26 protein-coding genes are annotated in these 26,883 nt (G+C 40.3%); 16 read left to right on the top strand and 10 right to left on the bottom strand.

Features of this window, described 5'->3' with window-relative positions:
• Window positions 1-47 precede the first annotated feature (47 nt).
• The 16 genes from aspS to HXT30_RS02740 all read left to right on the top strand — a co-directional run bounded on the left by aspS (window position 48) and on the right by HXT30_RS02740 (window position 13,979).
• A complete protein-coding gene (gene aspS, locus HXT30_RS02665) occupies window positions 48-1,844 on the top strand; it encodes an aspartate--tRNA ligase (RefSeq protein ID WP_116438424.1) in 1,797 nt (598 codons plus the stop codon).
• A gap of 202 nt (window positions 1,845-2,046) precedes the next feature.
• Window positions 2,047-2,817, top strand: coding sequence for an amino acid ABC transporter ATP-binding protein (locus HXT30_RS02670; RefSeq protein WP_004137994.1), 771 nt, complete (start codon window positions 2,047-2,049; stop codon window positions 2,815-2,817).
• A gap of 55 nt (window positions 2,818-2,872) precedes the next feature.
• Entirely contained in the window at window positions 2,873-3,745 is an 873-nt protein-coding gene (locus HXT30_RS02675; protein WP_248899163.1) for a glutamate ABC transporter substrate-binding protein, read from the top strand.
• A 1-nt stretch (window position 3,746) separates the two neighbouring features.
• Entirely contained in the window at window positions 3,747-4,424 is a 678-nt protein-coding gene (locus HXT30_RS02680) for an ABC transporter permease subunit (protein WP_115757541.1), read from the top strand.
• A gap of 5 nt (window positions 4,425-4,429) precedes the next feature.
• Entirely contained in the window at window positions 4,430-5,533 is a 1,104-nt protein-coding gene (locus HXT30_RS02685) for an amino acid ABC transporter permease (protein WP_032816806.1), read from the top strand.
• Window positions 5,534-5,794: 261 nt separating this feature from the next.
• The gene (gene pyrH, locus HXT30_RS02690) at window positions 5,795-6,544 is read left to right on the top strand and encodes a UMP kinase (RefSeq protein ID WP_016635319.1); all 750 of its coding nucleotides are present in this window, start codon (window positions 5,795-5,797) and stop codon (window positions 6,542-6,544) included.
• A 154-nt stretch (window positions 6,545-6,698) separates the two neighbouring features.
• A complete protein-coding gene (frr, locus tag HXT30_RS02695) occupies window positions 6,699-7,253 on the top strand; it encodes a ribosome recycling factor (RefSeq protein WP_016635318.1) in 555 nt (184 codons plus the stop codon).
• Window positions 7,254-7,257: 4 nt separating this feature from the next.
• On the top strand, window positions 7,258-8,199 hold the full coding sequence (locus tag HXT30_RS02700; protein ID WP_004130869.1) for a phosphatidate cytidylyltransferase: 942 nt from the start codon (window positions 7,258-7,260) through the stop codon (window positions 8,197-8,199).
• 83 nt (window positions 8,200-8,282) lie between these two features.
• Window positions 8,283-9,242 carry a prolipoprotein diacylglyceryl transferase gene (lgt, locus tag HXT30_RS02705; protein WP_016635317.1) on the top strand — a complete coding sequence of 320 codons (960 nt, stop codon included), beginning with the start codon at window positions 8,283-8,285 and terminating at the stop codon, window positions 9,240-9,242.
• A gap of 52 nt (window positions 9,243-9,294) precedes the next feature.
• Window positions 9,295-9,960, top strand: coding sequence for a ribulose-phosphate 3-epimerase (gene rpe, locus HXT30_RS02710; protein WP_004130865.1), 666 nt, complete (start codon window positions 9,295-9,297; stop codon window positions 9,958-9,960).
• A gap of 94 nt (window positions 9,961-10,054) precedes the next feature.
• On the top strand, window positions 10,055-10,657 hold the full coding sequence (locus tag HXT30_RS02715) for a CDP-alcohol phosphatidyltransferase family protein (RefSeq protein ID WP_422111780.1): 603 nt from the start codon (window positions 10,055-10,057) through the stop codon (window positions 10,655-10,657).
• Between the two features lie 43 nt (window positions 10,658-10,700).
• Window positions 10,701-11,732: a DUF881 domain-containing protein gene (locus HXT30_RS02720; protein WP_016635314.1), complete on the top strand. Its 1,032-nt coding sequence runs from the start codon at window positions 10,701-10,703 to the stop codon at window positions 11,730-11,732.
• Window positions 11,733-11,751: 19 nt separating this feature from the next.
• Complete coding sequence (locus HXT30_RS02725) at window positions 11,752-12,084, top strand: small basic family protein (RefSeq protein ID WP_004130859.1); 333 nt, start codon at window positions 11,752-11,754, stop codon at window positions 12,082-12,084.
• Window positions 12,085-12,098: 14 nt separating this feature from the next.
• The gene (locus tag HXT30_RS02730; protein WP_016792031.1) at window positions 12,099-12,980 is read left to right on the top strand and encodes a DUF881 domain-containing protein; all 882 of its coding nucleotides are present in this window, start codon (window positions 12,099-12,101) and stop codon (window positions 12,978-12,980) included.
• Window positions 12,981-12,998: 18 nt separating this feature from the next.
• On the top strand, window positions 12,999-13,439 hold the full coding sequence (locus HXT30_RS02735) for an FHA domain-containing protein (protein ID WP_016635312.1): 441 nt from the start codon (window positions 12,999-13,001) through the stop codon (window positions 13,437-13,439).
• Between the two features lie 21 nt (window positions 13,440-13,460).
• On the top strand, window positions 13,461-13,979 hold the full coding sequence (locus HXT30_RS02740; protein WP_016840163.1) for a MerR family transcriptional regulator: 519 nt from the start codon (window positions 13,461-13,463) through the stop codon (window positions 13,977-13,979).
• A gap of 203 nt (window positions 13,980-14,182) precedes the next feature.
• Here HXT30_RS02740 and HXT30_RS02745 read toward each other — a convergent pair whose 3' ends face one another.
• The 10 genes from HXT30_RS02745 to HXT30_RS02790 all read right to left on the bottom strand — a co-directional run bounded on the left by HXT30_RS02745 (window position 14,183) and on the right by HXT30_RS02790 (window position 26,781).
• Window positions 14,183-14,896: an HAD hydrolase-like protein gene (locus HXT30_RS02745; protein ID WP_020973587.1), complete on the bottom strand. Its 714-nt coding sequence runs from the start codon at window positions 14,894-14,896 to the stop codon at window positions 14,183-14,185.
• An 81-nt stretch (window positions 14,897-14,977) separates the two neighbouring features.
• Window positions 14,978-15,325, bottom strand: coding sequence for an RNA polymerase-binding protein RbpA (locus tag HXT30_RS02750; protein WP_004130843.1), 348 nt, complete (start codon window positions 15,323-15,325; stop codon window positions 14,978-14,980).
• Window positions 15,326-15,418: 93 nt separating this feature from the next.
• Window positions 15,419-18,001, bottom strand: a complete 2,583-nt coding sequence (locus tag HXT30_RS02755) for a DEAD/DEAH box helicase (protein ID WP_422111781.1) — start codon at window positions 17,999-18,001, stop codon at window positions 15,419-15,421.
• 10 nt (window positions 18,002-18,011) lie between these two features.
• Window positions 18,012-18,386, bottom strand: coding sequence for a hypothetical protein (locus tag HXT30_RS02760; protein ID WP_422111782.1), 375 nt, complete (start codon window positions 18,384-18,386; stop codon window positions 18,012-18,014).
• A gap of 1 nt (window position 18,387) precedes the next feature.
• A complete protein-coding gene (locus HXT30_RS02765; RefSeq protein WP_422111783.1) occupies window positions 18,388-20,316 on the bottom strand; it encodes a helix-turn-helix transcriptional regulator in 1,929 nt (642 codons plus the stop codon).
• 226 nt (window positions 20,317-20,542) lie between these two features.
• Complete coding sequence (locus HXT30_RS02770; RefSeq protein WP_415701394.1) at window positions 20,543-21,970, bottom strand: UTP--glucose-1-phosphate uridylyltransferase; 1,428 nt, start codon at window positions 21,968-21,970, stop codon at window positions 20,543-20,545.
• Window positions 21,971-22,125: 155 nt separating this feature from the next.
• A complete protein-coding gene (gene tsf / locus HXT30_RS02775; RefSeq protein ID WP_004130831.1) occupies window positions 22,126-22,977 on the bottom strand; it encodes a translation elongation factor Ts in 852 nt (283 codons plus the stop codon).
• Window positions 22,978-23,006: 29 nt separating this feature from the next.
• The gene (rpsB, locus tag HXT30_RS02780) at window positions 23,007-23,807 is read right to left on the bottom strand and encodes a 30S ribosomal protein S2 (RefSeq protein ID WP_016792016.1); all 801 of its coding nucleotides are present in this window, start codon (window positions 23,805-23,807) and stop codon (window positions 23,007-23,009) included.
• A 301-nt stretch (window positions 23,808-24,108) separates the two neighbouring features.
• Window positions 24,109-24,597 carry a peptide deformylase gene (locus tag HXT30_RS02785; RefSeq protein ID WP_422111784.1) on the bottom strand — a complete coding sequence of 163 codons (489 nt, stop codon included), beginning with the start codon at window positions 24,595-24,597 and terminating at the stop codon, window positions 24,109-24,111.
• A 126-nt stretch (window positions 24,598-24,723) separates the two neighbouring features.
• A complete protein-coding gene (locus tag HXT30_RS02790) occupies window positions 24,724-26,781 on the bottom strand; it encodes an AMP-dependent synthetase/ligase (RefSeq protein WP_422111785.1) in 2,058 nt (685 codons plus the stop codon).
• Window positions 26,782-26,883: the final 102 nt, after the last annotated feature.

Consider the following 26,883-nt stretch of genomic DNA (forward strand, 5'->3'; position numbering starts at 1 on the left):
AGTCAAAACAAAAATTAACAAAATTATTTAAACAAGGAAGTGGACTTATGAGCCAGACGGCGTATCGCACACACCATGCCGTTGAAGTGACTGAGACATTAGTTGGACAAAACGTAACCATTGCTGGTTGGGTTGATCGTCGCCGCGACCACGGTGGCGTTGCCTTTGTAGACGTTCGAGACAACACTGGCTTAGTGCAAGTTGTTATTTACGATGAAGAAACTGCGCGACCATTGCGAAGCGAGTTTGTTGTGCAAGTTACTGGCGAAGTTCGCTTGCGTCCAGATGGCAATGAAAATGACCATTTAGCAACAGGAAAAATCGAAATCGTTGCAAATAAAGTAACAATTCTCGCTAAGTCCGACGCATTACCATTCCAAGTTTCTACAGCTTTGGAAAACGAGTCCGAAAACAAGCTTCCTAGCGAAGACGTACGTTTGAAGTACCGTTATCTTGATTTACGCCGTCCATCTATGCAGCGTAATCTAAAGCTCCGCTCTAATATGGCTAAGGCAGCTCGTCATGCTTTGGAAGATATGGACTTTACTGAGGTAGAAACACCAACGTTTATTAAGTCCACTCCAGAAGGCGCTCGCGACTTTGTTGTTCCAGCACGCTTGGTTCCAGGCTCTTGGTACGCTCTTCCACAGTCTCCTCAGCTCTTAAAGCAGTTGCTTATGGTTTCTGGTGTTGAGCGCTACTATCAGCTTGCTCGTTGCTATCGCGATGAAGACTTCCGTGCAGATCGTCAGCCTGAGTTCACTCAGCTCGATATGGAAATGAGCTTTGCAAGCCAAGAAGATGTTATGGCTATGGCAGAGCGTGTTATCGCTGCTATTTGGAAGGAAGCAGGCCACGAAATCACTCTTCCTTTGCCTCGAATTACTTGGCAAGAAGCAATGGATAAGTACGGTTCTGATAAGCCAGATTTGCGTTTTGGAAACCCACTTATTGAGTTGACTGACTTCTTTAAGAACACTCCATTCCGCGTGTTCCAAGCTCCTTATGTTGGCGCTGTGCTCTTTAAGGGCGGGGCCGAAACTCCTCGTCGTCAGTTTGACGCATGGCAGGATTGGGCTAAGCAGCGCGGTGCTAAGGGTTTGGCTTATGTAGTCTTTGGAGAAGATGGCGAGCTTAAAGGCCCTGTTGCTAAGAATCTTAGTGAAGAAGAGCGTGCAGGACTTAAGGAAGCTGTTGGTGCGCAAGATGGCGATGCTGTGTTCTTTGCAGCAGGAGGCCGCGAATCTTCTCAGCTTTTGCTTGGTGCAGTTCGTGTAGAGCTTGCTAGCCGCGCAGGATTGCTTCACCCAGATGAGTTTGCGTTTACTTGGGTTGTTGACTTCCCACTGTTTAAGCGAACGGATGATCCAGACGATGATGATGTTGCAGTTGGACACTCAAAGTGGACTTCTATGCATCATCCATTTACAATGCCATCTGCTGATTGGATTGACAAGTTCGATAAAGACCCAGAGCATGCAATGAGCGATTCTTACGACATTGTTTGCAATGGAAACGAGATGGGCGGCGGCTCTGTTCGTATTCATCGCGATGATATTCAAGACCGTGTGCTTGACGTTCTTGGAATCGACAAAGCAGAGGCAGAAGAAAAGTTTGGATTCTTGCTTGAAGCGTTTAAGTATGGTGCTCCACCTCACGCTGGTATTGCTTTGGGCTGGGATCGTACTGCTGCGATTTTGGCAGGCGCAAGTTCGATTCGCGACGTAATCGCCTTCCCTAAGGCTGGTGGCGGTCGTGATCCTCTAACTGGCGCTCCTGCTCCAATCTCTGCTGAACAGCGTGCAGAAACTGGCGTTGACTACGATCCAGAAGAAGACGAGTAGTTGCAAGCGTTAAACAAGAATTAATATTCATATATGCCGTTAAGTCGTTTGGTTAACTAAACCAAAATCAAGGCTTAACGGCATTTTTTTAAGTAAAATTAACATTTTTGTATCATTTTTAATGTTTTTCGTAACTTTATAGGTGGTTAAAAGTAACTATTACGATAAACGCATGTAACACAAGAACATTAAAATCCTTTTTATGGATACTAAATTAAACAACACAAAAAAAGTAGCACAGCCATTGGTGGAACTTAGCCATGTTGAAAAACATTATGGCAAGCTTCACGTTTTGAAAGATATTAACTTAACGGTTAATAAAGGCGAAGTGCTTGTTATTATTGGACCTTCTGGTTCTGGCAAATCAACAATGTGCAGGACGATTAATCGTCTTGAAACAATTGACTCTGGAGATATTCGCATTGATGGTAAGCCTCTTCCTCAAGAAGGAAAAGAACTTGCTGCATTGCGTGCGGAAGTTGGAATGGTGTTCCAATCTTTTAATCTTTTTGCAAACAAGACGATTCTAGAAAACGTTACGCTTGCTCCTATTAAGGTTCGTCACATGGAACAGCAAGAAGCAGAAAGTTTAGCAATGGATCTTCTTGCTAGAGTTGGCGTAGATAATCAAGCAAACAAGATGCCTTCTCAGCTTTCTGGCGGTCAGCAGCAGCGAGTGGCAATTGCTCGCGCACTTGCAATGCACCCAAAGGTTATGCTTTTTGATGAGCCTACATCTGCGCTTGATCCAGAAATGGTTAACGAAGTTCTTGATGTTATGGTTGAGCTTGCAAAAGAAGGAATGACCATGATTTGCGTTACTCACGAGATGGGCTTTGCGCGTAAAGCTGCAGACAAAATCGTGTTTATGGCAGATGGTCGTATTCTTGAGCAAAATACGCCAGAAGAGTTCTTTGAGAATCCAAAGACAGATAGAGCAAAAGACTTCCTTTCAAAGATTTTGACTCATTAATTTGATTCTTAATTGAAATCATTAATATCGATTTTTAAGTCTTTAAGAGGTAGCTATGAAATATTTACACAATATTGCTCTTAAGTGTAAGCGTTGCAGACTAGGATTCAGGCATACATATCGCGCAATTTTATCTATGATTTGCGTATTGTGCTGTGTTTTCCCGCTTAGCGCTTGCAGTAGCGATAATCGCAGTAACGTAATACGCATTGGTATTAAGTTTGATCAGCCTGGTCTTGGTTTCAAAAAGTCTGGAACCTACGTTGGTTTTGATGTAGACGTTGCAAAGTATGTTGCCAAAAAGTTGGGTTACTCCGAAGATAGGATTGTTTGGAAGGAATCGCCTTCAAAACAGCGCGAAGCAATGCTTCAAAATGGCGATGTAGATATGATTGTTGCAACATATTCCATAACAGATGCCAGAAAAAACACTGTTTCTTTTGCAGGACCATATTTTATTGCTGGTCAAGATTTATTGGTTCGTAAAGACGAGCATAAAGTAAGCGGTCCAGACGATTTAGATGGAAAGCGCTTATGCTCTGTAACTGGTTCTACGTCTGCAATAGTTATTAAAGAGAAATACTCTTCAAAAGTTCAACTTATGCAACAGCCTGGCTATGCAGAGTGCGCAACAGCATTATTCTCTGGAATAGTAGACGCTGTTACAACAGACGATATTATTCTCGCTGGTCTTGCTACAGCGTCTAGAGGCAGACTAAAGCTTGTTGGTAAGCCATTTACCGAAGAACACTACGGAATTGGCATTAAAAAAGGAAACACTAAGCTAGCTAAGCGCATTAATGCTGCTCTTAAAGACATGATTAAAAATGGTTCATGGAAAAGAGCTTTAGACGATAACATGCGCGGAACTGGTTTTAAGCCAAACGCAAAGTATAATCCGCCAGTACCAGAAGAGGGGGAGGAGTAAAATGCAAGACTTTGTGCAATTATTTACCTCATACAATATTCCAGGAGCATTCTTAGTGAATATTGAAATCACATTGTGGAGCGTGCTTTTTTCCACGATTCTTGGCGTGATTCTAGTTATGATGAGGATTTGCCCAATCCATTCGCTTCGTCTTATTGCAGGCGCATACGTTGAGTTCTTTAAGAATATGCCTCTAACTATAATCATGGTTTTTATGGTTCTTGGCGTGTACGCACAGCTAAAGCTCGGTTTTTCCACTGTTTTTAGCGTAAACTTCTTCTGGCTTGCAATTGCTGGCTTGAGTTTTTACACTGCAGCATTTGTTTGCGAATCTTTAAGATCTGGCTTAAACACTGTACCTTTGGGTCAGGCAGAAGCATGTAGGGCGCTTGGACTTAACTTCTTCCAATCGGCTTTTAGTGTGATTTTGCCTCAAACTTTCTGCGGATCTGTAGCACCACTTGGAAACACGTTTATTGCGTTGCTTAAAAATTCCACTGTTGCCGCTGCTGCATCTGTTGCTACAGAAACATCTACTCTTATGAGCGAGATGATTGAAAGGCACGCAGATTTGATTGTTCCAATCTTTTTGATTTTTGCGTGCGGATACATTGTTTTGATTATTCCAATCGGTATTCTCACAACTTATTTGTCTAATAAGCTTGCGGTTAGAAGGTGATAAAAATGGCAAAAGAACAAGAAAAATCTCTGTTATTTGATGCGCCTGGACCTAAGGCTCTAAAGAAGATTCGTATTGCAAATATTATTGCATGCGTTGTGTTTGCGCTTTTTGTTATTGCTTTGCTTTTAAGACTTAGCAATCCTCCAGAAGGCGAGAACCAGCTTTCGTGGGCATTGTGGAATCCAGCTGTAGAATCGGAAGCTTGGAGCGATTTTTATCTTCCAGGATTGTGGATGACTCTTAAAGCTTCACTTCTTGCTGTTGTAGGCTCAATAGTTTTTGGACTCTTATTTGGTCTTTTAAGACTATTGCCTAGCTTGATTCTTCGTAGCATTTCTGCAGTTGTCGTTGAGTTTTGCCGAGCTGTACCAGTGCTTTTGCTTATGATCTTCCTTTGGCGAGGATTTGCATTTGCTGGAATAAGTGGAGCGTCTTATTGGGCTGTTGTTTTGTCTTTGATTTTGTACAACGGTTCTGTTGTTGCAGAGTTAGTTCGATCTGGCGTTGGAAATCTTCCTAATGGTCAGCGCGAAGCATCTTTAGCTCTTGGACTTTCTCAATATCAATCTTTAACACAAATTGAAATGCCGCAAGCAATAATCGCAATGCTTCCAGCAGCTGTAACTCAGCTTGTTGTTGTGTTAAAAGATACTGCATTGGGTTCCATAATTATGTACACTGATTTGCTTCAGGAATCTAGACGACTTGGATCAATGTACTTTAACATTTTGCAAACTTTGACTGTTGCTGCAGTTGTATACTTCTTGATTTGCTGGGCGCTTTCTTGGTTTGCTGAATGGCTTCCATCAAAGCTTAGTAGCAGAACTGCAGCTCCAACAGAGCCTGAACCTGTTGCACCAATCGCAATTATGGATCCTTCTAACGTGAATCAGATTGCTGTTGCTAAGGAAGTTAAAGAGCTGCCACATGGTGGAACTCCTAGAAAGTACCACGTGCATCACCGCGGCACAAACGCTTCTATTCACCATTGGCGTCGTACGCGTTACTTGCAAGGCTACGATGAGCATCATCTAGAAACAGGTGACGAGAATCTAGAAGATAGTCAAAATACTAACCAAGATAAAAATAATAAAAAGCATGATTAATCTTAACTTTTAGATTAATCATGAATAATAGCGCAATGGGTTTTGATTCCGCCTGTTGCGCTATTTTTATTCGTTTGATTTTATTCGTTTGAACAAAACGCTTTTTAGCATTTACAAAAAAACACTGCTAAACATGTTCAAAATAAAAATCGATAAAAATCTACACAATCATGTTAAAAATCGTGTTGTGATGTGTCGTTATTGAAAGATATCATAACAAAGATATGCTTGCGTTCGCCGTTATGACTGGAGGAAAGTTTTATGACTATCGCACAAGCGGGGGAAAGCAAGTCTCGTAGAGTTTTATTGAAACTCTCGGGAGAAGCATTTGGCGGTGGCGCCGTTGGTATAGATACTCATGTTATTCGTAGAATTGCTGGCGAGATTGTAAAAGCAGTGCATGAAGGCGTGCAAGTTGCAATTGTTGTTGGCGGCGGAAACTTCTTCCGCGGTGCAGAGCTTCAACAAGCTGGCATCGATCGTAGTCGCGGCGATTACATGGGTATGCTTGGAACTGTTATGAATTGCTTAGCTTTGCAAGATTTTCTTGAACAAGCAGGGCAGGCAACTCGCGTTCAAACTGCTATAACAATGGGTCAAGTTGCTGAGCCTTATATTCCACTTAAAGCAATTCGACACTTAGAAAAAGGCCGAGTTGTGATTTTTGGTGCAGGCGCTGGCATGCCTTATTTTTCAACCGATACCGTTTCTATTCAGCGTTCTTTAGAGATTCATTGCGATGAAGTTCTAATGGGTAAGAATGGCGTTGACGGAGTTTATAGTGCAGATCCTCGTAAAGATCCTAATGCTAAAAAATTCCTCACTCTTAATTACCATCGCGCGCTTGTTGATGGTCTTGCTGTTATGGACGCTTCTGCGCTTTCTATGGCTAGAGACAACAACCAAAAGATTCGCGTGTTTGGCTTAGAAGGAGAAGGAAACGTTACTCGTGCATTAGTCGGAGATCAAATTGGAACTTTGGTTTCTAACGACGAGCCTACGTTTGCTTAATAGATGAAATATTAGTGAATAATCACCAATAAATGAATCATCAATAAATAAAACATGCAAATTAGGCAATAACTTAACAACGTAAAATTTAACAATCACAAAATTTATAAATAGAATTTTAATTGGCACAACTAATACCAATAAAGGAGAACACATGCCAGCTATTATTGATCAGGCTCTTGAACAAATGAACAAGTCTGTTGAAGCTACAAAAGAAAACTTTATGGGCATTAGGACTGGTCGAGCTAATCCTGCTCTTCTTAATGGCATTATGGTTGACTATTATGGTGCTCCAACTCCTATTAAGGCTGTAGCTTCTATTGGCGTTCCAGAGCCAAGAACTCTTTCTGTTACTCCTTTTGACGCATCGCAAGCAAATGCTGTTGAAAAAGCTATTCGCGATTCAGATTTGGGTGTTAGCCCTAACAGAGATGGCAATGTTATTCGCGTTACAATGCCAGAGCTTACTGAAGATAGACGTAAGGAATACGTAAAGCTTGCTAAGACCAAGGCAGAAGAAGGCAAGGTTGCTGTTAGAAATATTCGTCGCAAGACTAAAGAAAGCATTGATAAGTCTGTTAAAGATGGCGAAATTGGCGAAGATGAAGGCGATCGCTTGCAAAAAGAACTAGATAAAGTAACTAAGCAAGTTACCGATTCCTTAGATGCTTTGCTAGAAGGCAAGCAGAAGGAAATCATGGAGGTTTGATTCTTTGGATTCAAATGCTACAAACGATGCTTATGAAGCTTTAACAGATATAAACAAGCGAACTGGCAGGAACATGCCACAAGCTATTGCAACTGCAGTGCTGCTGATTGCTGTAATTGTGGCATGTCTTCTTGTAAGTATAGATGCTTTTGTTGTTCTTTTAACTGTTTTTATGCTTCTTGCATTGTGGGAATTGCACGTTGACTTTGCTACAGCGGGGTTTAGGATTCCTTTTGCTATACTGTCTATTTGCTCGGTTATTACGATTTTTTCAACCTTCTACGCAAAGTGGCATGCAGTTGCAATGGCAAGTGGAATAACAGCCTCGCTTATTTTAACTGTTATTTTTGCAACTCTAAATAGCACTGTATCTAAAAGAACTATGCGTGCTGTAGAAAAGAAACTACAGCATGCAACTTCTAAAAGCCCAAAAGCTAGTACTTTTACTAATACAGCTGTTTCGTTGTTTGTAGTGTTGTATATTCCTCTTCTTGCTTCTTGCATTATTTTATCTATAGCTGATTCTAAACAAGCTGTAGCGCACGCAATGCTACTCATATTTTTACCTGCTTTAAGCGATACGGGCGGACTTTTTGCTGGAGCATGGTTAGGTAAACATAAGCTTTCTCCACGAATATCTCCAAAAAAGTCTGTTGAAGGACTTATAGGATCTATGCTTCTTGCACTAATCGGAGCTTACGCGATTGTTGCTGGATTCTATGGAACATCTTGGATTAAATTCTGGTGGATGCCTGCTGTTATGGGCATTTTGTCTGGAATTGTTGGAACTTTTGGTGATTTGTGCGCATCTATGCTTAAACGAGATATTGGCATTAAAGACATGGGTCATTTGCTTAAAGGTCATGGCGGTGTTCTAGATAGAGTGGACTCAATCTTGCTGTGCGCGCCAGTTTTAATGGCCTTAATCAAAGCAGTTGGATTCTAATATTAATTTTTACCAATTAAACGTTTTAACAAAAGTCCTTATGTTTTGTTGAAAGTAAAAGAAAATAAAGGAAAGTAAAGAATATGACGATTTGTGCTATTCCTAGTCCAAGTATTTCTCAAATTACATTCGGACCTATTACATTAAGATTTTATGCGCTTTCGATTCTTGCTGGAGCACTAGTCGCAATTTGGATTGCAAATCGCAGATGGAAGCGAGAAGGTGGAGATTTTAATCAAATTTTAGATATAGCTCTTGTAAGCCTTCCTATGGGAATTGTTGGCGCGCGTCTATATCACGTTATTACAACTCCAGAGAAGTTTTTTGGCGCAAATGGCGATTTTCTAGAAATTTTTAGGATTTGGAATGGTGGACTTGGAATCTGGGGCGGAGTGATACTCGGATCTTTGGCTGCTAGTGCATTTTGCGCGTACAGAAAATATCCTATAAGCCTACTTGCTGATTGTGCAGCTCCTGCATTGCTTGTAGCTCAAGGAATAGGGCGTTTAGGCAATTGGTTTAATCAAGAACTTTATGGCGCTCCTACAACACTTCCATGGGGATTAAAACTTAATTATTCGGCATCAAATGCAATTGGTCACGCTGAAAGATGCTACGACGGTCTTACATGCCCAGAAGGCACACTTTTCCATCCAACGTTCTTGTACGAGATGCTTTGGAATTTTGCAGGCGCTGCTTTGCTTATATGCTTTAGCAAAGCGCTTAAAAGCAAGCTTAAGTCTGGTTCCGAGTTTGTTCTTTACGTAATGTGGTATACAGCTGGAAGAATGTGGATTGAAGCTTTACGCATTGATTTTTCACACACTTTCCTTGGAGTAAGAATTAACGTTTGGGTGTCGATTGCAATTTTTATTGCTTCGATTATTGTTTTTGTTATTTTGCAAAATAGTAAAAAATCGCGAGCAAATCTTGTGAACCGCTTGATTGACATTACAGCATACGAGCGTGAGCGTGAACTTCAATCCAAAGCAAAAATGGTTTCCAAAAACGAAGCGAAAGAGGAATCTAAGTTAAATAGTTAGATTTAGCTAGATTTTGCTTTTCTAGTCGCTTGCTTTTCTTAGAATGGAACACATGAATATACAAATAGCACCTAGCATTCTTTCTGCAGATTTTTGCAATCTTGAAAGAGATCTTATAGCAATTTCCAACGCTGATCTTGTTCATGTTGATGTTATGGATCATCATTTTGTACCAAATTTGACTTTGGGGGAGCCGATTGTAAAGCGCATTTGCGAAGTTACTAATCTTCCTGTAGATGTTCATTTGATGATTGAGGATCCAGACCGTTGGGCACCAGAATACGCTAAGCTCGGGGCTGATTCTGTTAGCTTCCACATGGGTGCAACTCACGCTCCTGTGCGTCTTGCGCGCCAGCTTAGAGATATGGGTTGCAAAGCTTGCTTTGCGGTTCGCCCAGCTGAGCCAGTTGAGCCTATTTTTGATATTTTAGACGAGTTTGATATGGTTCTTATTATGACTGTAGAGCCTGGTTTTGGCGGTCAAAAGTTCTTAAGTAATCAAATGAATAAGGTTCGCCGCTTACGCGATGAGATTACGCGCCGCGGATTAAGTACGCATATTCAGGTTGACGGCGGTGTTAGCCCATCTACTGCTGCAACTGTTGCGCAAGCTGGAGCAGATGTTCTTGTTGCTGGATCTGCAGTTTACGGAGCAAGTAGCCCAGCTCAAGCAATTGATTCTATTCGTAATATTGCTCAAGAAGCTTGGCGTGCGTAGAAATATTGGGGCATAAGAGTGCCCCAATATTTTATTATTCGCAATAGTATTAGTATTGAAATTTTATTTTTAGCAAGTTTTAAGGAAATTAGGTATGGCCAAATTCGTTTATAGTCAGGAATACAGTCCTGAAGCGCTTAATCGAGTTCTTACTGTGCCTAATGTTATTAGCTTTTTAAGAATATGCTCAATACCTTATCTTGCTGTTTTAATTGCGCAACACAAAATGTGGCCTGCTTTAATTGTTCTTGCAATAGCTGCACTTTCTGATTGTATTGACGGTTATATTGCAAGAACTTTTAATCAAGTTAGCAAATTAGGTCAGATTCTAGACCCAATTGCAGATAGGCTTCTTATAGTTTGCAGCACATTAGCTTTAGCATTTGCAAAGATTATACCTTGGTGGGCATTAGCTTTAGTTGTTTTGCGAGACGCAATAATGGCAATTTTAATTGTGATTCTTGCACAATACGACTATGGCCCTTTGCCTGTTAATTTTATGGGCAAAACTGGAACAGCATTGCTAATGGTAACTATTGTTCTATTTATGATTGTTTTCGCGATTGCAACAGAGCCAATGCTTATTCTATATGCTGCTGCAATTGCATGTGCGATTTGGGGAATAACGCTTTATTGGTTTGCGGGAATATTATATTGCATACAAGCTTATAAGCTACTAATAAAAAAGGCTAAATAATTCTTACGATTTTTGAAAACTAATCAATAACAACGGATGAATCATGGTGGAAAAGACTTCTAATCTAAATCAAAGTGGAGATTATGCCTCTAGTGGCAAAGCTCCAGAGTCTTTTCCTGCTCCAACTGTTGTTTTGTTTTCTAAGCGCAGAGCAGTATTTTCTAAATCCGTGTTTAATTTAGGCGCTCATCACGTTACAAATTCATCGTATACTTTTTCGTCGCATCGAGATAGGCGTCGTAGGCTTGAAGATTATTCTCTTAGACTAATAGATGATTTAAGCAACAGACCAGTGGATCCGCTTTTTATGGATTCTAGACTAAATAAGCAAAATGTTAGCAAGATTAGTATTTGGATTACAAGAATAATTGTTTTTTTAATTTGCATTGCTGTTGGTACTGTTGGTAGCCAATTTGTACGTAAACTACACGCTGATTCGCGTAAAGCTATACGCGTATCTTTAGCGAACGAGCTTACGACTCACGCAAGCAGATTCGATAATCTTGTTAAAGAAGTTGCAAAGCTTCGCGCTAGTGTAGACAAAGAGTCTAAAAGAATTAACACTCCGTACGAAAATCAAGTTGATAAATCCGACAACATGACTAATGGCACTCACGCTGTATATGGGCCTGGTGTTGTTTTGACTATTGCAAATCCTATTTCTGCAAGTAACGATGTTTCTAATGGTTCTCTTCCTAGAGAAATGTCTAAAGGCGCTAGAATCAAGGTTGTTAGCGATAGGGATATTCAAATCTTTGTTTCCATTCTTTGGGATGCTGGAGCGGAAGCAATATCAGTTAACGGATACAGGATTGGCTCTCAAACATCAATTCGTACTGCAGGATCCACAATTCTTGTTGGTGTTAATCAAACTCAAAGCCCGTATACGATTGAGGCAATAGGAGACAGCTCTAGCCTTATTGAAAAGTTAAATTCTCAAAAGCATTCTGAATGGTTTACTTCTCTTACAAATGCTGGTATTAATCCACAAGTTTCAACTACTAATAACTTAAAGTTGTCGGCAGCTGGAACGGGAGAAGTTAATTTTGCAAAAGAGTTGACTAGTAGAAGATAGGAAAGATAGGAAATAGGTTATGACAGCTATTCTTGGATTGATTTTAGGAGCACTTATTGGCATTGTTGTGCATCCAGATATTCCAGTGGTTATTCAACCGTATTTGCCAATCATGGTGCTTGCTGCACTAGATGCTCTTCTTGGCGCTGCTAGAGCTTATTTTGAGCGCAGCTTTTCCGACAAAGTGTTTGTTATTTCGTTCTTCTCAAATGTTATTGCTGCAACGCTTTTAGTTTTGCTTGGCAACCAGCTTGGAGTTGGTGCACAATTGCAAACAGCTGTTATTGTTGTTTTAGGAATACGAATCTTCTCTAACGTTTCTGCAATTCGTCGTTTTATATTTAGGGGATAGATTCAGGGGATAATATGAAACATCCACTTGCGAATACTTCAAAAAACAGCGTAAAAAACAATGAATTAAGCGATAATAATATTGATAAAAATGTAGACAATATTGTTAAACGGCTTCATCGCCAGCATGCTAAAGATCGAGAAAGCGACCGCACGCAAACGGGTTCCTTCCCAATCGTTAAGCGCAAAAATAAGCCATCTTTGCAAGGTCATGTTACTAGAACGCGCATTATAACAGGCTTGCTTGTTATGCTTCTTTGCGCTCTTCTTAGCTTTGCATATATGATTCAAGTTAATCGAAGTGCTCTTGTGTATCAAACTATGAGCGAAGACGAGCTTACGCGATTGATTACGGAAACTAATTCTCAAATACAAAATCTTGAGCAGCGAAAGTTTGAATTAACAAGTCAGCTTAATTCTCTAAAAGCATCTGTTAATAAGCAAGAAGAAGCTGCTAGAATTGCTAAGCAAAATTCGCAAACAAGCGGCTTGATTTCTGGTAGACTTCCAGCAATTGGAAAAGGTGTAATTATTCATATTACAGCTGGAGAAAAAGAGCGTGTAGATGCTGCAACCATGTTTCAACTTATAGAGGAGCTTCGCAACGCTGGCGTGGAAGTTATGTCTATTAACGATATTCGCATTGTTACTTCTACTTATATTTCCGACACTAAGCATGGATTGCTGTGCGATGGAATCGAGATAAATCCTCCTTACATAGTTAAGGCGATTGGCGATGCGCAAAATTTGCAAAACGCCGTAAATATTGCAGGGGGAGTTGGATCTAGATTAAAAGTTAAATTTGGCGCTTCCGTATACGTTTCAACGCCTGAAGAGGTTGAGATTCGTTCAACACGCGAACCAAAACAGTACCAATACGCAAAACCGGTCGAATAAGAAGGTAAAATAGCAATTATGACTGAACCTATTCCTACAGCTGGCGAAACAACCATTATTGGCATGCCAGCAATAACTATTCCAATAAACTCGAACGCAGACCGCCCACTAAAACAGGATGATTTAGACACAATAGCAAAACTGCTGCCAGGCACCGCTTTGCTTATTTCTACGCGTGGAGCAGTTTCTGGGTCTCGTTATTTGTTAGACGAAGATGTTGTATCGGTTGGGCGTGATTCTAGAGCAGATATTATGCTTGACGATTCTACTGTTTCTAGAGCGCATGCTGTTTTTAGAAGGAATGGGAACGTTTTTAGCATTGCAGATGCGGGCAGCTTAAACGGAACATATGTTAATCGTAATCGAGTTGATGAAGCAGTTCTTAATAATGGCGATGAGATTATGATTGGCAAATATCGCTTAATGTTCTTTACGCAAAGTGCTGTTAGTAAACGATAGCGATAAACACAATAAACAATAATGGTATTGAAAAACTCTTCTAAAAAGAATGCACTGGCCGATTTTGATGAATCTAATAATCAGCCAGTGCAGGGGGAGTTGTTTTCTTTTTCTAGCGATGGAGAAGAGTCCGTTGGATATCGCGGAAGCGTTGCAATGAAGATTGCTGGAATAACCTATAGGCAACTTGATTATTGGGCTAGAAAAAGCATTATTATGCCTTCGATTAATCCTTCACACGGGTCTGGATCTAGGCGTTTATATTCTTTCAAAGATATTTCTATCATGGCGGTTGCTAAGCGACTTTTAGACGCTGGTGTAAATCTTACAAACGTTACAACAGCTATAGTTTTTTTGAATTGTTATAGTGTTAATCATCTTGAGCGCATGACAATAATTTGCGATGGTCAATCTGTTATGGAATGTAACAATAATCAAGAAAACATGTTTAGCATGCTCGAAGGCGGCTCAGCTGTTTTTGCAATCGCAGTTGGATGCATTGTTAAGCAAGTACGAGCTGATTTATCTAAAGAATCTTAAAACTAAAGAATCTTAAAACATAAAATTTATATCATATTGAAAATATCGAAATATTAAGAATAAAAAAAAATAATGAATAATAAAAATGAAAGTGGTGTGCTGATTCTAATTCTTATGTAGTGTGTTGTATTCGTGATTTATAACAAATCTGACATAACGTACATTATCGGATACTTATATAGAATTATTTTTATATAGAAATATTATTTGCGCAAAGTATTATCAAAATATTCATCAATAGCAATGCTCAAATCACAAACATTGTCAATAATCCTATAAGCACCGTGCTTTTTAAGCTCACCAGGCTCTGCGTAGCCCCAAGCGCAACCAAGACAATCAATGTAGCATGCTAAAGCACCATCTGCGTCCGTCCATCGGTCGCCAACCATTAATGCTTTGTCTAGCGAATAGTCAAAACCAATATTTTTCAAAACATAGCGAATAACTTGGTCTTTTTTAATTCTAGACATATCGGCACTTGCGCCGTAAATTCCATCAATCAAATCTGTTAAACCAAAATAATCACAAATAGGCTTAACTTGATATTCTGGCTTGCAAGATGCTGTAGCAAGATAATATCCAGATTCACGTAGTTTCTTTAATTGTTCTGGAATACCTTCGTAAACCTTATTCAAAAGACTTCCAGTGATTTTACTACCACTAGGATTTTTCGGATCTGTAAAAGTTGCAACTTCGGAATAATACTTTCGATACAACTTTACGCCTTCTAATTGCAAATCTTCTGGCACGCCATTTCGTTGAAAAGATTCAAGAATAGACGGTCCTACAAAGCGCATCATCTCTTCATCGTCTGGAATTTGCATGCCTAAATCGCTCATAGCTCTTTTAGCACACGCAATAATTCCAGTATGAGATTGAGTCAAAGTGCCATCTAAATCAAGCAAAACAACTTTCATGGAGTTTTCCCTAAAATCCTAAATTAAATAATTAATATTAGTGATTAATCACAAAATTAAAGTAAAACTACACATCAAAGACTACTCGTAATCAGGAATCCAACCTTCGTGATGCATTTTCAAGCGCTTATCAAGCAAAGCTTTTAGCTCTTCTTCGCTTCTACGCTCTAAAAGCATATCCCAATGAGTTCGAGTTGGCTTATTAAAATCATCATCTGGCCTATCTGCGTCGCCTTCTTTATGCGCTAAAGCACCGCAACGGCATTCCCATTCTTCTGGAACTTCTGCACCTTGAGCAAGAGGGAGAATAGTCCTATGCCCTTTAGGACAAACATATGTAACATCATTACGAGCTGCAAAATCAACATTATCGTCGGATTCTAGCGACTTTGCACCAATGCTCATACCACGTAAACTGCGTTCTGCCATATTATATTCTCCTTTTAGTTTCCATTATAAAGCTAGCGAATTGCACGGACTACACAAGTCTCATTAAGGTTCATGCATTCCCTTGCACGCATACTAAACATCACAATAGGCTACTACCCCACGATTAATTATTTGAACTGCTTCATATGCTTTGTGTGCTAAAGAATCGTCTACATTAGGCAAAATTCTTAAATAATCGCTAAGAACAGCAAGCTGATTAAGCAAGTCTATAAGTCTTTTAGCAAAGCGCACAAAATCTCCACCCGTAATATCCGTATTTTGCAAAATATCAAGCAAGTCAGCGCCTTGCGCCCAATCGTATATAAGGTCTACTGCGCCAAAATCCAGCGATTTCAACGCATCAAGATGATTGTTTAAGCACATATTGCTTATGCGCATAAACAATTCTTTTAATCTAGAAACAGTATTGAATACAGCGCCGTCTAATCCACCAGGATATCTTCTTGGCTCTGATCCCACTGGCCCTCTAGACTCATAAACCAAAGAAGATACACAACTCAACAGTTCAATAGGAGTTAAATCGTTAAAAATACCTTCGCAAATAGCTTGCGCAAAAACAACATCGAGCTCGTTATAAAGTCGTCTAAGAAGCTGACCCTTATTAGTCAAAACAAACGTATTACCTGTTTGTTTTAAGTAATCCAAACTACATAAAACATTACAAATGTTGTCAAAACATCTTGCAACAGAACCAGTTCTAGAATTATAACGTTCTTTAACTTGATTTAGCTCTTTTGTTTCTCTAGCCCAATAATATCCCCAATGCAAGTGGCTCTGAATATCTGGGCAATTTGCGCAAGGATGATTTCTTTCTTGAATGCGCAAGCTAGCAATTTTGTTATCTAACTCTTTGAATGCATTTGAACGCTCTAAATCGCTGGAAAACAGCGTATGCTTAAGTTTTCTACGCTGATCATGTTGAGCGTCTTTAAGGCGCATTCTAAGAGTCATAAACTCAGCAAAATCGCCATTAGAACAATGGAAAGCTTGCTCATAGCCACTAATCGCCTCTTGAAGCTCTTCAATACGACTCAAAAGGCGCGTTGCAGAAGCATTTGCTTCCCATTGCGCAAACGAGCTGCTAAGTGTTACTCGAGCTGTTTTTGCATCGCTATTATTAAGAAGATTAACAGCCATGTTAAAAGTTGGAACAAAGCTAGAGTGAAGAGGATAAACACGCTTGCTAGAAAGAGAAGCCGCTTTAGCTGGATCAAAATCAGGATTGTCTATTAAAACAGCATGACCAATATCGTCAATTCCACGCCTGCCAGCTCGGCCAGTAAGTTGAGTAAACTCTCCAGGAGTAAGAGGAACATGACCTGTGCCATCATACTTAACTAGCTTTTCTACAACAACGCTTCTAGCTGGCATATTTAAGCCTAAAGCAAGCGTTTCTGTAGCAAAAATAATCTTAATAAGACCACGCTCAAAAAGAGTTTCAACAATATGCCTAAAAATCGCAATCATGCCTGCGTGATGAGCCGCGAATCCTTGTTCAAGAGCATATCTAAAGCGTTCAAATCTAAGAGCTTTTAAGTCACTTTTAGAAAGCTTATTTTGCGAGATCATTGAATCAACAATTCTACGAATCTCGTACATCTCTTCATCGCTTGTAAGAGCTAGACCAGCGTTTAAGCATTGCTGAACAGCTTGATCACAACCAGAACGTGAGAAAATAAAGTAAATCCCAGGAAGCATATTAAGATAATCAAGCTCGTCAATAACAGCCCATCTTTTAGGAGTATGACGAACAGTTAAAGACGACTTGGAATTTTTTTGTAAATCACTAGAACGATCTCGCGATTTTCTTCTAGAAAACTTACCTTTATAAGAACGCTTATCTTTACTTAAATAAGAAGATTTTTTGCGCAAAGCAGCGTTTTCCCACTGGCTTAACTTTCTAGTTAAAGCAAGATTTACACGATTCGTTGCATTACCATTTTTGTCTGTATCGTAAAGATTAAGAAGCTCTGGCTCTGTTTGGCCATCTTTTTGAATAATAACATGACGTTCAAGAGGAACAGGCCTATGCTCATCTACGATTAAATGAGTGTTTCCGCGAACAGAAGAAATCCAAGCGCTAAAATCTTCAACATTAGAAACAGTTGCCGAAAGTCCAATAATTTTAACGCTTTGCGGAAGATGAATAATAACTTCTTCCCAAACTGCTCCTCGGAATTTATCTGCTAAATAATGCACCTCGTCTAAAACAACAAATCCAAGAGAATTAAGTGTTATTGAACGCTCATAAAGCATATTGCGTAAGACTTCTGTTGTCATAACAACAATATCTGCTTCACTGTTAACAGACGTGTCTCCTGTTAAAAGACCAACTTTATTAGATCCATAAACTTCACAAAAATCATGATATTTTTGGTTGCTAAGAGCCTTGATTGGAGTTGTATAGAAGGTTTTAACACCACGATTAACGCCCAAAAAAACAGCAAAATCTGCTACAACCGTTTTACCAGCGCCTGTAGGAGCAGCAACAAGAACATTATCTCCATTTTCTAGAGCATCAATTGCTTCAAGTTGAAAATCATCCAAGTCAAAACTTAAAGAGCTTTCAAATTTTGCAGCCATTGATTTAGAATGCTGCAAAGTCTTGCGAAACGCATTAAATCGTTGCGACGGAGATAATGGGAGCGTAGTCATAAACTATTCGTTAGTTTCCTTTAGTTTCTTTAGATTCCTTAAAAATTGTATTGTCAATATCTTCTTTACGCAAAGACACATTATTCCAATGCTGCCAAACAGTCCTATGAGAATCACCTACTTTTTCTCTGCGTCTTAAAACTCGAATACGAGCCTCTTCTACACATTGCGCAGCATCGCTAATCGGACGCGTAAAAAATGGATATGAATTCTTTTTCAACGAATCATCACCGTTTTGCAACTTTTCAAAACAAGAATAAGCCTTAGTGTAAAAACTCGTGCAATTCGTTAAAATCTTATACGCGCATTTAAGCGCGTACGCAAGCCCTGCACCAATCATGCATAGCATAAAAAGAATTAATAAAAGCCAAATCCACCATGGCATTTTAATTCTCCACGTTTTGGAAATCGCTATTATTAACGCTTAATTCTCGCTGTGCTCGAGCAATAATCATAGTGCGCAAGGTCTCTGGAGAAACAGCTTTAATATGACGAGCGTGAGCAATGCAAAATGCAACAAACCAGGAGTCGGAAGAAACCGTTAAGTGAACCTTAACACCAGCTCCACAAGGCTCGATGGTAGCTCCAGAAAGACTCTTTAAGAAGTTCAAATCTGGCTCATCTGTAATAAAGCATGTTTGAGTACCATTGTCAAAACTCCATTTTCTAAGTTCACTAACTGGAACATCTGGAATTTCTACAGGGCAAATAGGCTTAACAACTTCTGCGCGCTCAATTCTTGCAACGCGCAAAACCTGCCAAATTCTAGGCAAACCGTTCGCTTTATTAATCGAAGTGTCTTTTGCAACAAAACTACGCTTATCTTGTGGAGTTTGATTCTCAACATCTGTCCAAACAGCAACGTAGTACACGCCTTCGTCAACAAAAATCTTAGAAGGAGCAACAATCTTTCTGCGAGTTCTACCAGCGCCGTCCGTGTACTCCATGTCGATTAATGCATTAGCGCTAATCGCACTGCGAACAACGGAACAATTTCTAGGCTCCACCTCGTAACCAGTAAGGCTAAGCCAAGGAGTCTCACCAGGGCTAACATGCCTACGTAAACGCATGTAAAGCGCTTTGGCTTGATCTCTTTGTTCAACAGGCAAAAGAGGAGAATGCGCAAGGTAATTGATAGAAGCAGTAAGCATGCTCATATATTGTTGAGAAACTCCTGCTAAACGCTCAAGACCCAGCGAGTTAGTTGCGGAAACAATACCTTCCGTTTCTAAAAGAGACCAATCAATATCGAAGAATTGGCTACCTGCCATCTCTCCATCGTCGGAAACGGTAGTAAGCGTATTAATGTCTTTATGCAAAATCGCAACAAATCTACGAAGCTCATCGTCATTCTTAGGTTTGCCAATAAATCTTACAGCAAGCTCATTTAGTGGGAATTCTTCTCCAAGATGAGCAGACAGGAAGAGCATTAGTCGAAGTCTGCGATCTACTTCACTTCCCGTTTGGAAAGACGTCTTTTTTTGACGAGACTTGTCTGGCTCGTTTTCCGAAAGGTCTTGATTATCTTCCGCATTAGAACGTGCAGAATCAACGCTTTGATCAGCGTAATTCTCGTCGCATTCAACGAATTGCGTAGCAGCATTAAGTCTTCTATGGAAAGCATCAACCGCTTCTTGAGGGCTTACAACGCAAGAACCTGGATGCTCAAGAACAAACATTGCTAAATCGTCGGAATCAGTGTATGCAACGTTCAAATGTTCACCATCAACGTCAACAGTTGCTGCAAATCTTCTAGAATCAATAACCTTAACCAATGCGTCTGGAATTGTTTGAGTTCCAAGCCCTGGAGCAATCGAATCTAAGCCCAAACCAGGAATAGGCGTTTGAGGAACGCGCGGAGCAGTACGAGACGCAGAAGAATGTTGCTGATCTACTTTGCGTAATTCAGAAGAAGAAATCGACATAGAACGAGCTAAATAATTAGCAGCCGCAAGAACAGGAAGCTCTTCTTGTTCAAAACGAATACGCACGCGTGGTTCGTCACCAAGTTGCAACCTGTAGGATGCAAAATCTTGGCCTTCAGACTTTGAAGAATATTCAGGCTGGCGAGATTCAATCGCAATACCCATAGCTGCAAGCTTGGCGCGATCTCTTTGGAATTGCTTTGCAAACGCAGCCTTTGCGGCTTGATCGGCAAGCTCTCCATAAGAATCGGCATAAGCCTTAACGCGTTGCGCAATCTGACGCGAAGTCAGCCATTGTGGAAATGCGGAAGACAACACAGCCAGTACATCAAGCTCATGTTTGCCCCACTTATCGGAAAAACGACGTCTTCCGTTACTTCCTTCTGCCATTTGTCCTCACGTATCGTTTCTTTGTAATTTCACTTTGTGTTAAAAACATGCGAAAAACGCTAAATTCTCAACACACACCTTAACTATTTTAATGGTGTTTTGCCATACGTGTGGACATTTTCAAAAAAAGTCATCAAATTTCTTGAAAATACAATAATCAACACTATAAAAACGTTGAAATAAGGCCATTTTCCACACGACACGCCCGAATGAATTTATTTTGTGACTACACCCACTCGTCTGGCTCAATACCCTGAGGCCCCACAAATTCGCCATTTGGAACGTAACTTGGCTCCCCCGTATCTTCTAAAATAGCATCCGCAAACATAGAAACTTGGCTTCCAAAAGTCCAATCGCCTCGGATTGTAACGGATTTTGCAGCAGCCAAAGCTGGAACAGAATACGGGAATCTTTCGTTAAAATCATCAATAGTTTTGTAGAATCGTGGATCTAAATCCACATCTGGAAATATGTAATTGCCATCTTCCATCTCGTAAGAATCCGTAAGATGGAAGCGGTCAGAACGCATTATAAACAAATCGTTAGTAGTCTTTACAGGCAAAAATCGCATTCTATCAACCTCAACACAAATCGCATCGTCAAAAAGCGAAACAGCAGAACCCATAGCAGTTTCAAGCTGAATCACCTTTTCGCTTGAATCATCAGTTGGGTCAACAGTCTTGTGATTGCAAATAACTGGAAGAGGAAGCACACCTTTATATTTTTTAAGAATCTTTTGCAAAGCATCAACGCGAATCCAAATATTATTAGTATTAAAATAAGGATGTTTATTAATGCTTTGCGCACTTCGCCTATCTTCTGCGGCAACCTGAGTCATTTCTCGAAGCATCATTCTGCCAGTTTCAATACTTCTAACAATATGACCACCTTTGCGGTCTGCTTGAGTACGCTTAGCAACCTCAATCATGATTGAAGCACCAGTATTTTCAAAATGCTGAGCAAGAGTTCTAGAGGGTCTTGCACCTAAATTGTCGGAGTTAGAAATAAACAAGTATTTAATGCCATTTTTCTTTAGAATATCCAGCAATCCAGATTCCCAAATAGTAGAGAAAATGTCGCCATGGCCTGGAGGGCACCATTCTAAATTGCTATCTTTAGAACAAGAAACAGGCTCCCCCGTTTCTTCTAGAAGCTTTGGCTCTTGATGCTGAATAATTTCAACAGGAATATTTTCTTGAGAAAACTTTTTTGTACGCTTTAATACTTGTAACGTATCTTTAGACGTTCGAAAAGAGTTCATAAAAATCAAAGGCAAATCAACGCCTAAACGTTGGCGCGCTGTAAGAACTTGGCCAATTATAATATCAATAAATCTCATTTGACGAGCTTTATGCCTTCTAACTGGCAATAGCGACTTTGCACAAGACAATCCCATTGACGTTCCAAGACCACCATTTAGCTTAATAAATGCTGTTTTTGAAAACGCGTTAACAGCTTTATTGTGATCAATTGTTTCATAAATCTCATGAAAATTTGGCACAGTCTTAATAGGTTCTACTGCGTTTTCGCGAATAAACCCGCCAGTTTTATCTTCATTCCACACTTTATAAAGACGTTCAAATTGGCTAATAGCAACTTCGCTCATACCGTGTTCGCGCATCTTTGCAGCGGACAATTCAAAAGTGTTGTCCATTTAACGCAGCCTCCCTGTATGCATTGTGATTAATAGTTTATCTGCTCAAACAATATGTTGCAAACAAAAATGGACTCACGCGTTAAACACGCAAGTCCATTTTTACATTTCAAATAGTTTTCAGTAAAAGAAAATTATTTGAAACTTAGCAAAAACTATTCAGCAGAGCCTTTGCCAACCTCAACACGAGCGAAAGCTAAAGCAGAGCCGCCAACTTCCTTGAACAAGTCGCCAATAGTCTTGGAAGGATCCTTAACATAAGCTTGCTCAAGAAGAACAGTTTCCTTGAAGAAGGCGTTCAAACGGCCTTCAACAATCTTTGGAACGATCTTTTCTGGCTTGCCTTCTGCCAAAGACTTTTCGGTAGCAACGCGACGCTCAGACTCCAACACATCTGCTGGAACGTCTTCGCGGCGGAGCCACTGAGCACCCATAGCGGAAATTTGCAAAGCAGCTTCGTGAGCAACCTTAGCGCCTGCTTCGTCGGTAGCAATCATAGAAACAATGCTTGGAGGCAATTCAACGGACTTCTTGTGAGCGTAAACCTCAACGTGAGGACCGTTAACCTTGGCAATCTGGCCAACCTTAACGTGCTCGCCAAACAATGCTGCTGCTTCTTCAACTTCTTCCTTAACAGTAGCATCTCCAGCCTTAGCGGCAAGAAGCTCTTCTGCATTAGAAGCATTGGCTTCAATAGCATTGTTCAACACAGTTTCGGAGAATTCAACAAACTTTGGTGTCTTAGCAACAAAGTCAGTTTCGGAATTCAACTCAACTGCATAACCAGTTTCGCCTTCTGCAGTCTTAACAACCTTAGAAGCAACAGTTCCTTCTTGAGCCTTGCGACCTTCACGCTTGCCAGCGGCCTGAATGCCCTTAGCGCGGATGATTTCCTTAGCGCGAGCTACATCGCCTTCGGCTTCAGTAAGAGCCTTCTTAACGTCCATCATGCCTGCGCCAGTTTCTTCGCGCACCTGCTTAATCAACGCTGCAGTAATTGCTGCCATTTTGTTCTCCTCATTAACTGCCAACAGGCTTATTCAGCCTTGGCTTCATTGTCGGACTGTTCAGATTCCTTAGTGAGCAGTTCCTTTTCCCATGCTGCCATTGGCTGAGCATTGGCATCTTCAGCCTTTGCACCCTTGCCAGCGTGATCAAGCAAACCTTCTGCAACAGCATCGGCCATCAAGCTTGTAAGAAGCTCTACACCACGAATTGCATCGTCGTTTGCTGGAATTGGATACTCAACGGATTCTGGATCGGTGTTGGTGTCAACGATTGCCACAACTGGAATACCGAGCTTGTGTGCTTCTTCAACAGCCAAAGCTTCCTTGTTAACGTCTACAACAAACATTGCAGAAGGAGTACGGTTCATATTGCGAATACCGCCGAGCTGCTTGGAAAGCTTATCCTTTTCGCGCTCAAGAAGCAAAAGTTCCTTCTTGGTTAAACCAGATCCACGAACGTCGGTAAAGTCCATTTCCTCGAGTTCCTTCAAACGCTTTACGCGAGTAGAAACAGTTTGGAAGTTAGTCAACATACCGCCGAGCCAGCGCTCACTTACGTAAGGCATGTTTACGCGAGTAGCCTGATTTTGCACAGCTTCTTGAGCCTGCTTTTTAGTACCCACAAACAAAACAGTGCCATTGTGAGCAACAGTCTGCTTAATAAAGTCATAAGCCTTGTCGATCATGTCGAGCGACTTGAACAAATTGATGATATGAATACCATTGCGCTGAGTAAGAATGAACTGCTTCATCTTTGGATTCCAGCGACGAGTTTGGTGACCGAAGTGCAAACCAGCCTTCAGCATTTCGCTCATGGTAATCTGTGCCATATCTATATACCTTTCTTGTCGGTTCTCGCCTGGCCATGTCTGTTCGCATGCAACTTGGCTAGCATATAACTAAATCCAAGCCGACCGACACAAACGGACGCGTACATGGCGCGTATATGCGCATTCTGATAGACAATAAAAAACGAGCAATCGTATAACGCGACAACACTCATGCTCAAAGCGAACACGCAAATCCAAATTATAACAGAAGCTTTATACTAACTTTGTAATCAATCTCTATAAAAAATCGCTATAATTTATTAAATTAGCTACTTAAAATTATCTACAATATCTAAATTAGCTACTTAGAAGAGCTATTGCGCAATTGGCGTAAAGCTTGCTTTCTAACATCTTTTTCTAAACGGTCAATATACACATGACCATCAAGATGGTCACATTCATGCTGAATCATGCGGGCCATTAAGCCTTTGCCTTCTAAAACAACAGTTTTACCGTCTAGATCCATTCCTCTTGCTCTAGCATAATCAGCTCTGCGGGTCTTGTACCACAATCCTGGAACCGATAAGCAGCCCTCATCTCCGTATTGTTCACCATTAAGCTCTTCTATAACAGGATTTAGAATATAGCCTATTGTTCCATCAATGTTATAAGAAAATGCTCTAAGATTAACACCAATTTGGTTTGCGCTAAGACCTGCACGACCTGGGTCGTTTACAGTTTCTAATAAATCTTCTACAAGACTTCTAACAGATGGTGTAATCTCGCGAATTTCATCACAAGGTGTTCTAAGAACAGGGTCTGGAACAACGCGGATTTGTCTAATAGTCACGGCACTCCTTAAAACAAAAGGCTAATTAAAATCGCAATCTATAATTATACAAGCTTTATCGTAATACCAGCTGTAAATCTATATTTGCAATTGTTAATTAGCCTATTAGTATCTTATTTTATAATCTTATTCACTAACGGTTTGGTTTACTCCATCTTCATTATTTGAATAAGATTCCTTAGAATCGGATTGCACAGGCAAATCTTCTCCAAAACGCTTCAAATGCGTTGCAGCTTGATCAATAGCTTGCTTAACTTTAGGAGTAACAACCTCTTGAGCTTGCTTAACAGTTTCTTGAGCCTGCTTAACAGTTTCGGTTGTTTTATCTAAAATCTTAACCGTTGCAGGAAGTGGCCTACTATTAGGTTTTGGAGCATACAGCTGCGTTTCAATAATATCGCTATATTTCTTCAAAACCTTTGGACGCACAACCTTCATGCTTGGCGTTAACGTACCAGCATCTTGAGAGAATTCTTCGTCTAAAATAACAAATTTACGAATAGACTCCGCTCTAGAAACTGTGCTATTAGCTTGATCAATAAATTGCTGAACAACAGATCGGATTGCATCATTTTGTGCAATATCTTTCATTGGAATAGTCTCATCCATTCCTTGATTATTAAGCCAAGAACGAACCATATCTGGCTCAAGCTCAATAAGAGCAGAAACAAATGGCTTTCCATCTCCAACAACCACTGCATGCGAAACAATAGGACACTTTGCAATAATGGTTTCAAGAGGATCAGGACTTATGTTCTTTCCGCCAGCAGTGATAATAATGTCTTTTTTTCTGCCAGTAATTGTTAAGAAGCCCTCATCATCAATCTCGCCTAAATCGCCAGAATGAAGCCATCCATCTTGGTCAATAACTCCTGCAGTAAGCTCTGGCTTTCCGTAATATCCAACAAAAACATTAGGACCTTTTACAAGAACTTCTCCATCATTTGCAATGCGAATTGTGATTCCAGGACCAGGCTTTCCAACAGAACCAACTTGATTAGCATGCTCAAAGTTAACAACGCATGGAGCAGCTGTTTCCGTCATTCCATAACCTTGAATAAAAGTTATTCCGTCCAATCCATTAAAGAAGTGAGCAAGCTCTGCATTTATTGGAGCACCACCACAAGCTAGCCACGCTAAATTAGGACCAAGTGCAGATCTTATAGAAGAACCAACAGTCTTCATATAAAAATCGTGCTGCAATTTTGCATAAATAGAATGCGATTTTCCTTCGACTTCGTCTTTAGACCACTCAGCAAAATGCTGAACAGCCTTAGCAAAGATTCTACCGCGGATTCCAGCGCCAGCTTTTTGAGATGCTGCGTTATAAACTTTTTCAAACACTCGAGGAACGCCAAGCAAATACGTAGGCTTAAAACTACGCAAATCTGCCAACAAATGCTTAGCGTTTGGAACATAACCAATAACGCCGTTCGCTCCAACTGCAACATATTGAATATACCTTGCAAAGCAATGTGCAAGAGGAAGGAATAGAAGTATTCTACTTGGCTTATACAACATGTCGTTTAGAACATCGTATGCTGCGTAAACAATGTGCGTAAAGTTTCTATTAGTAAGCATTGCTCCCTTTGGCTTGCCAGTAGAGCCAGAAGTGTAAACAATAGTTGCTAAATCATCTGCTTTTATTTGATTAATAGCATTATTTAGCTCATCGTCGCTTATTGATTTTCCAAAATCAATAACAGCATCAATACCATTGGCCTTAAAGTTAAAAACCGTTTTTAACGAAATTCGCTTATTGTCTTGACGAACTCTTTCCAAGCATTGCGCATGCTCATCGTCTCCTGCAAAAGCGATAACAGGCTTTACTTCCGAAATAATATCTGCAGCTTGAAGAGCGGAGTCAGTTTCGTAAATAGGTATGCTTACAGCACCAATACAAGCGCACGCAAAGTCAACAACACCCCATTCGTAACAAGTTGGAGAGTAAATAACGATTTTGTCTCCTTGCTTAACACCAAGAGCGATTAAGCCTCTTGCAGTAGAACGAACTTTGGATAGCATCTGTGATGCGCTAACATCGTGCCATTGACGAGTATTGTCATCTTGCCATTGTGCAATCACGCCTTGCGGGTCTCGCATTGCCCTATTGGCAAGCAATGAATAAATTGTGTCACCATCGTTAGTTGGGTGAATGTCTTCTACAGAAAATTCTCGCAGCATATTCTTAATTGTACGGTATAAGCATGCCAACACAAAACTATGAAGATACAAAAATATGCACAGAAAATTGGCATTTTTTACAAAATAACAATTTAACAAATA

It is taken from the genome of Gardnerella sp. DNF00571G, from assembly GCF_049262695.1.
GTDB classification, from domain to species: domain Bacteria; phylum Actinomycetota; class Actinomycetes; order Actinomycetales; family Bifidobacteriaceae; genus Bifidobacterium; species Bifidobacterium piotii.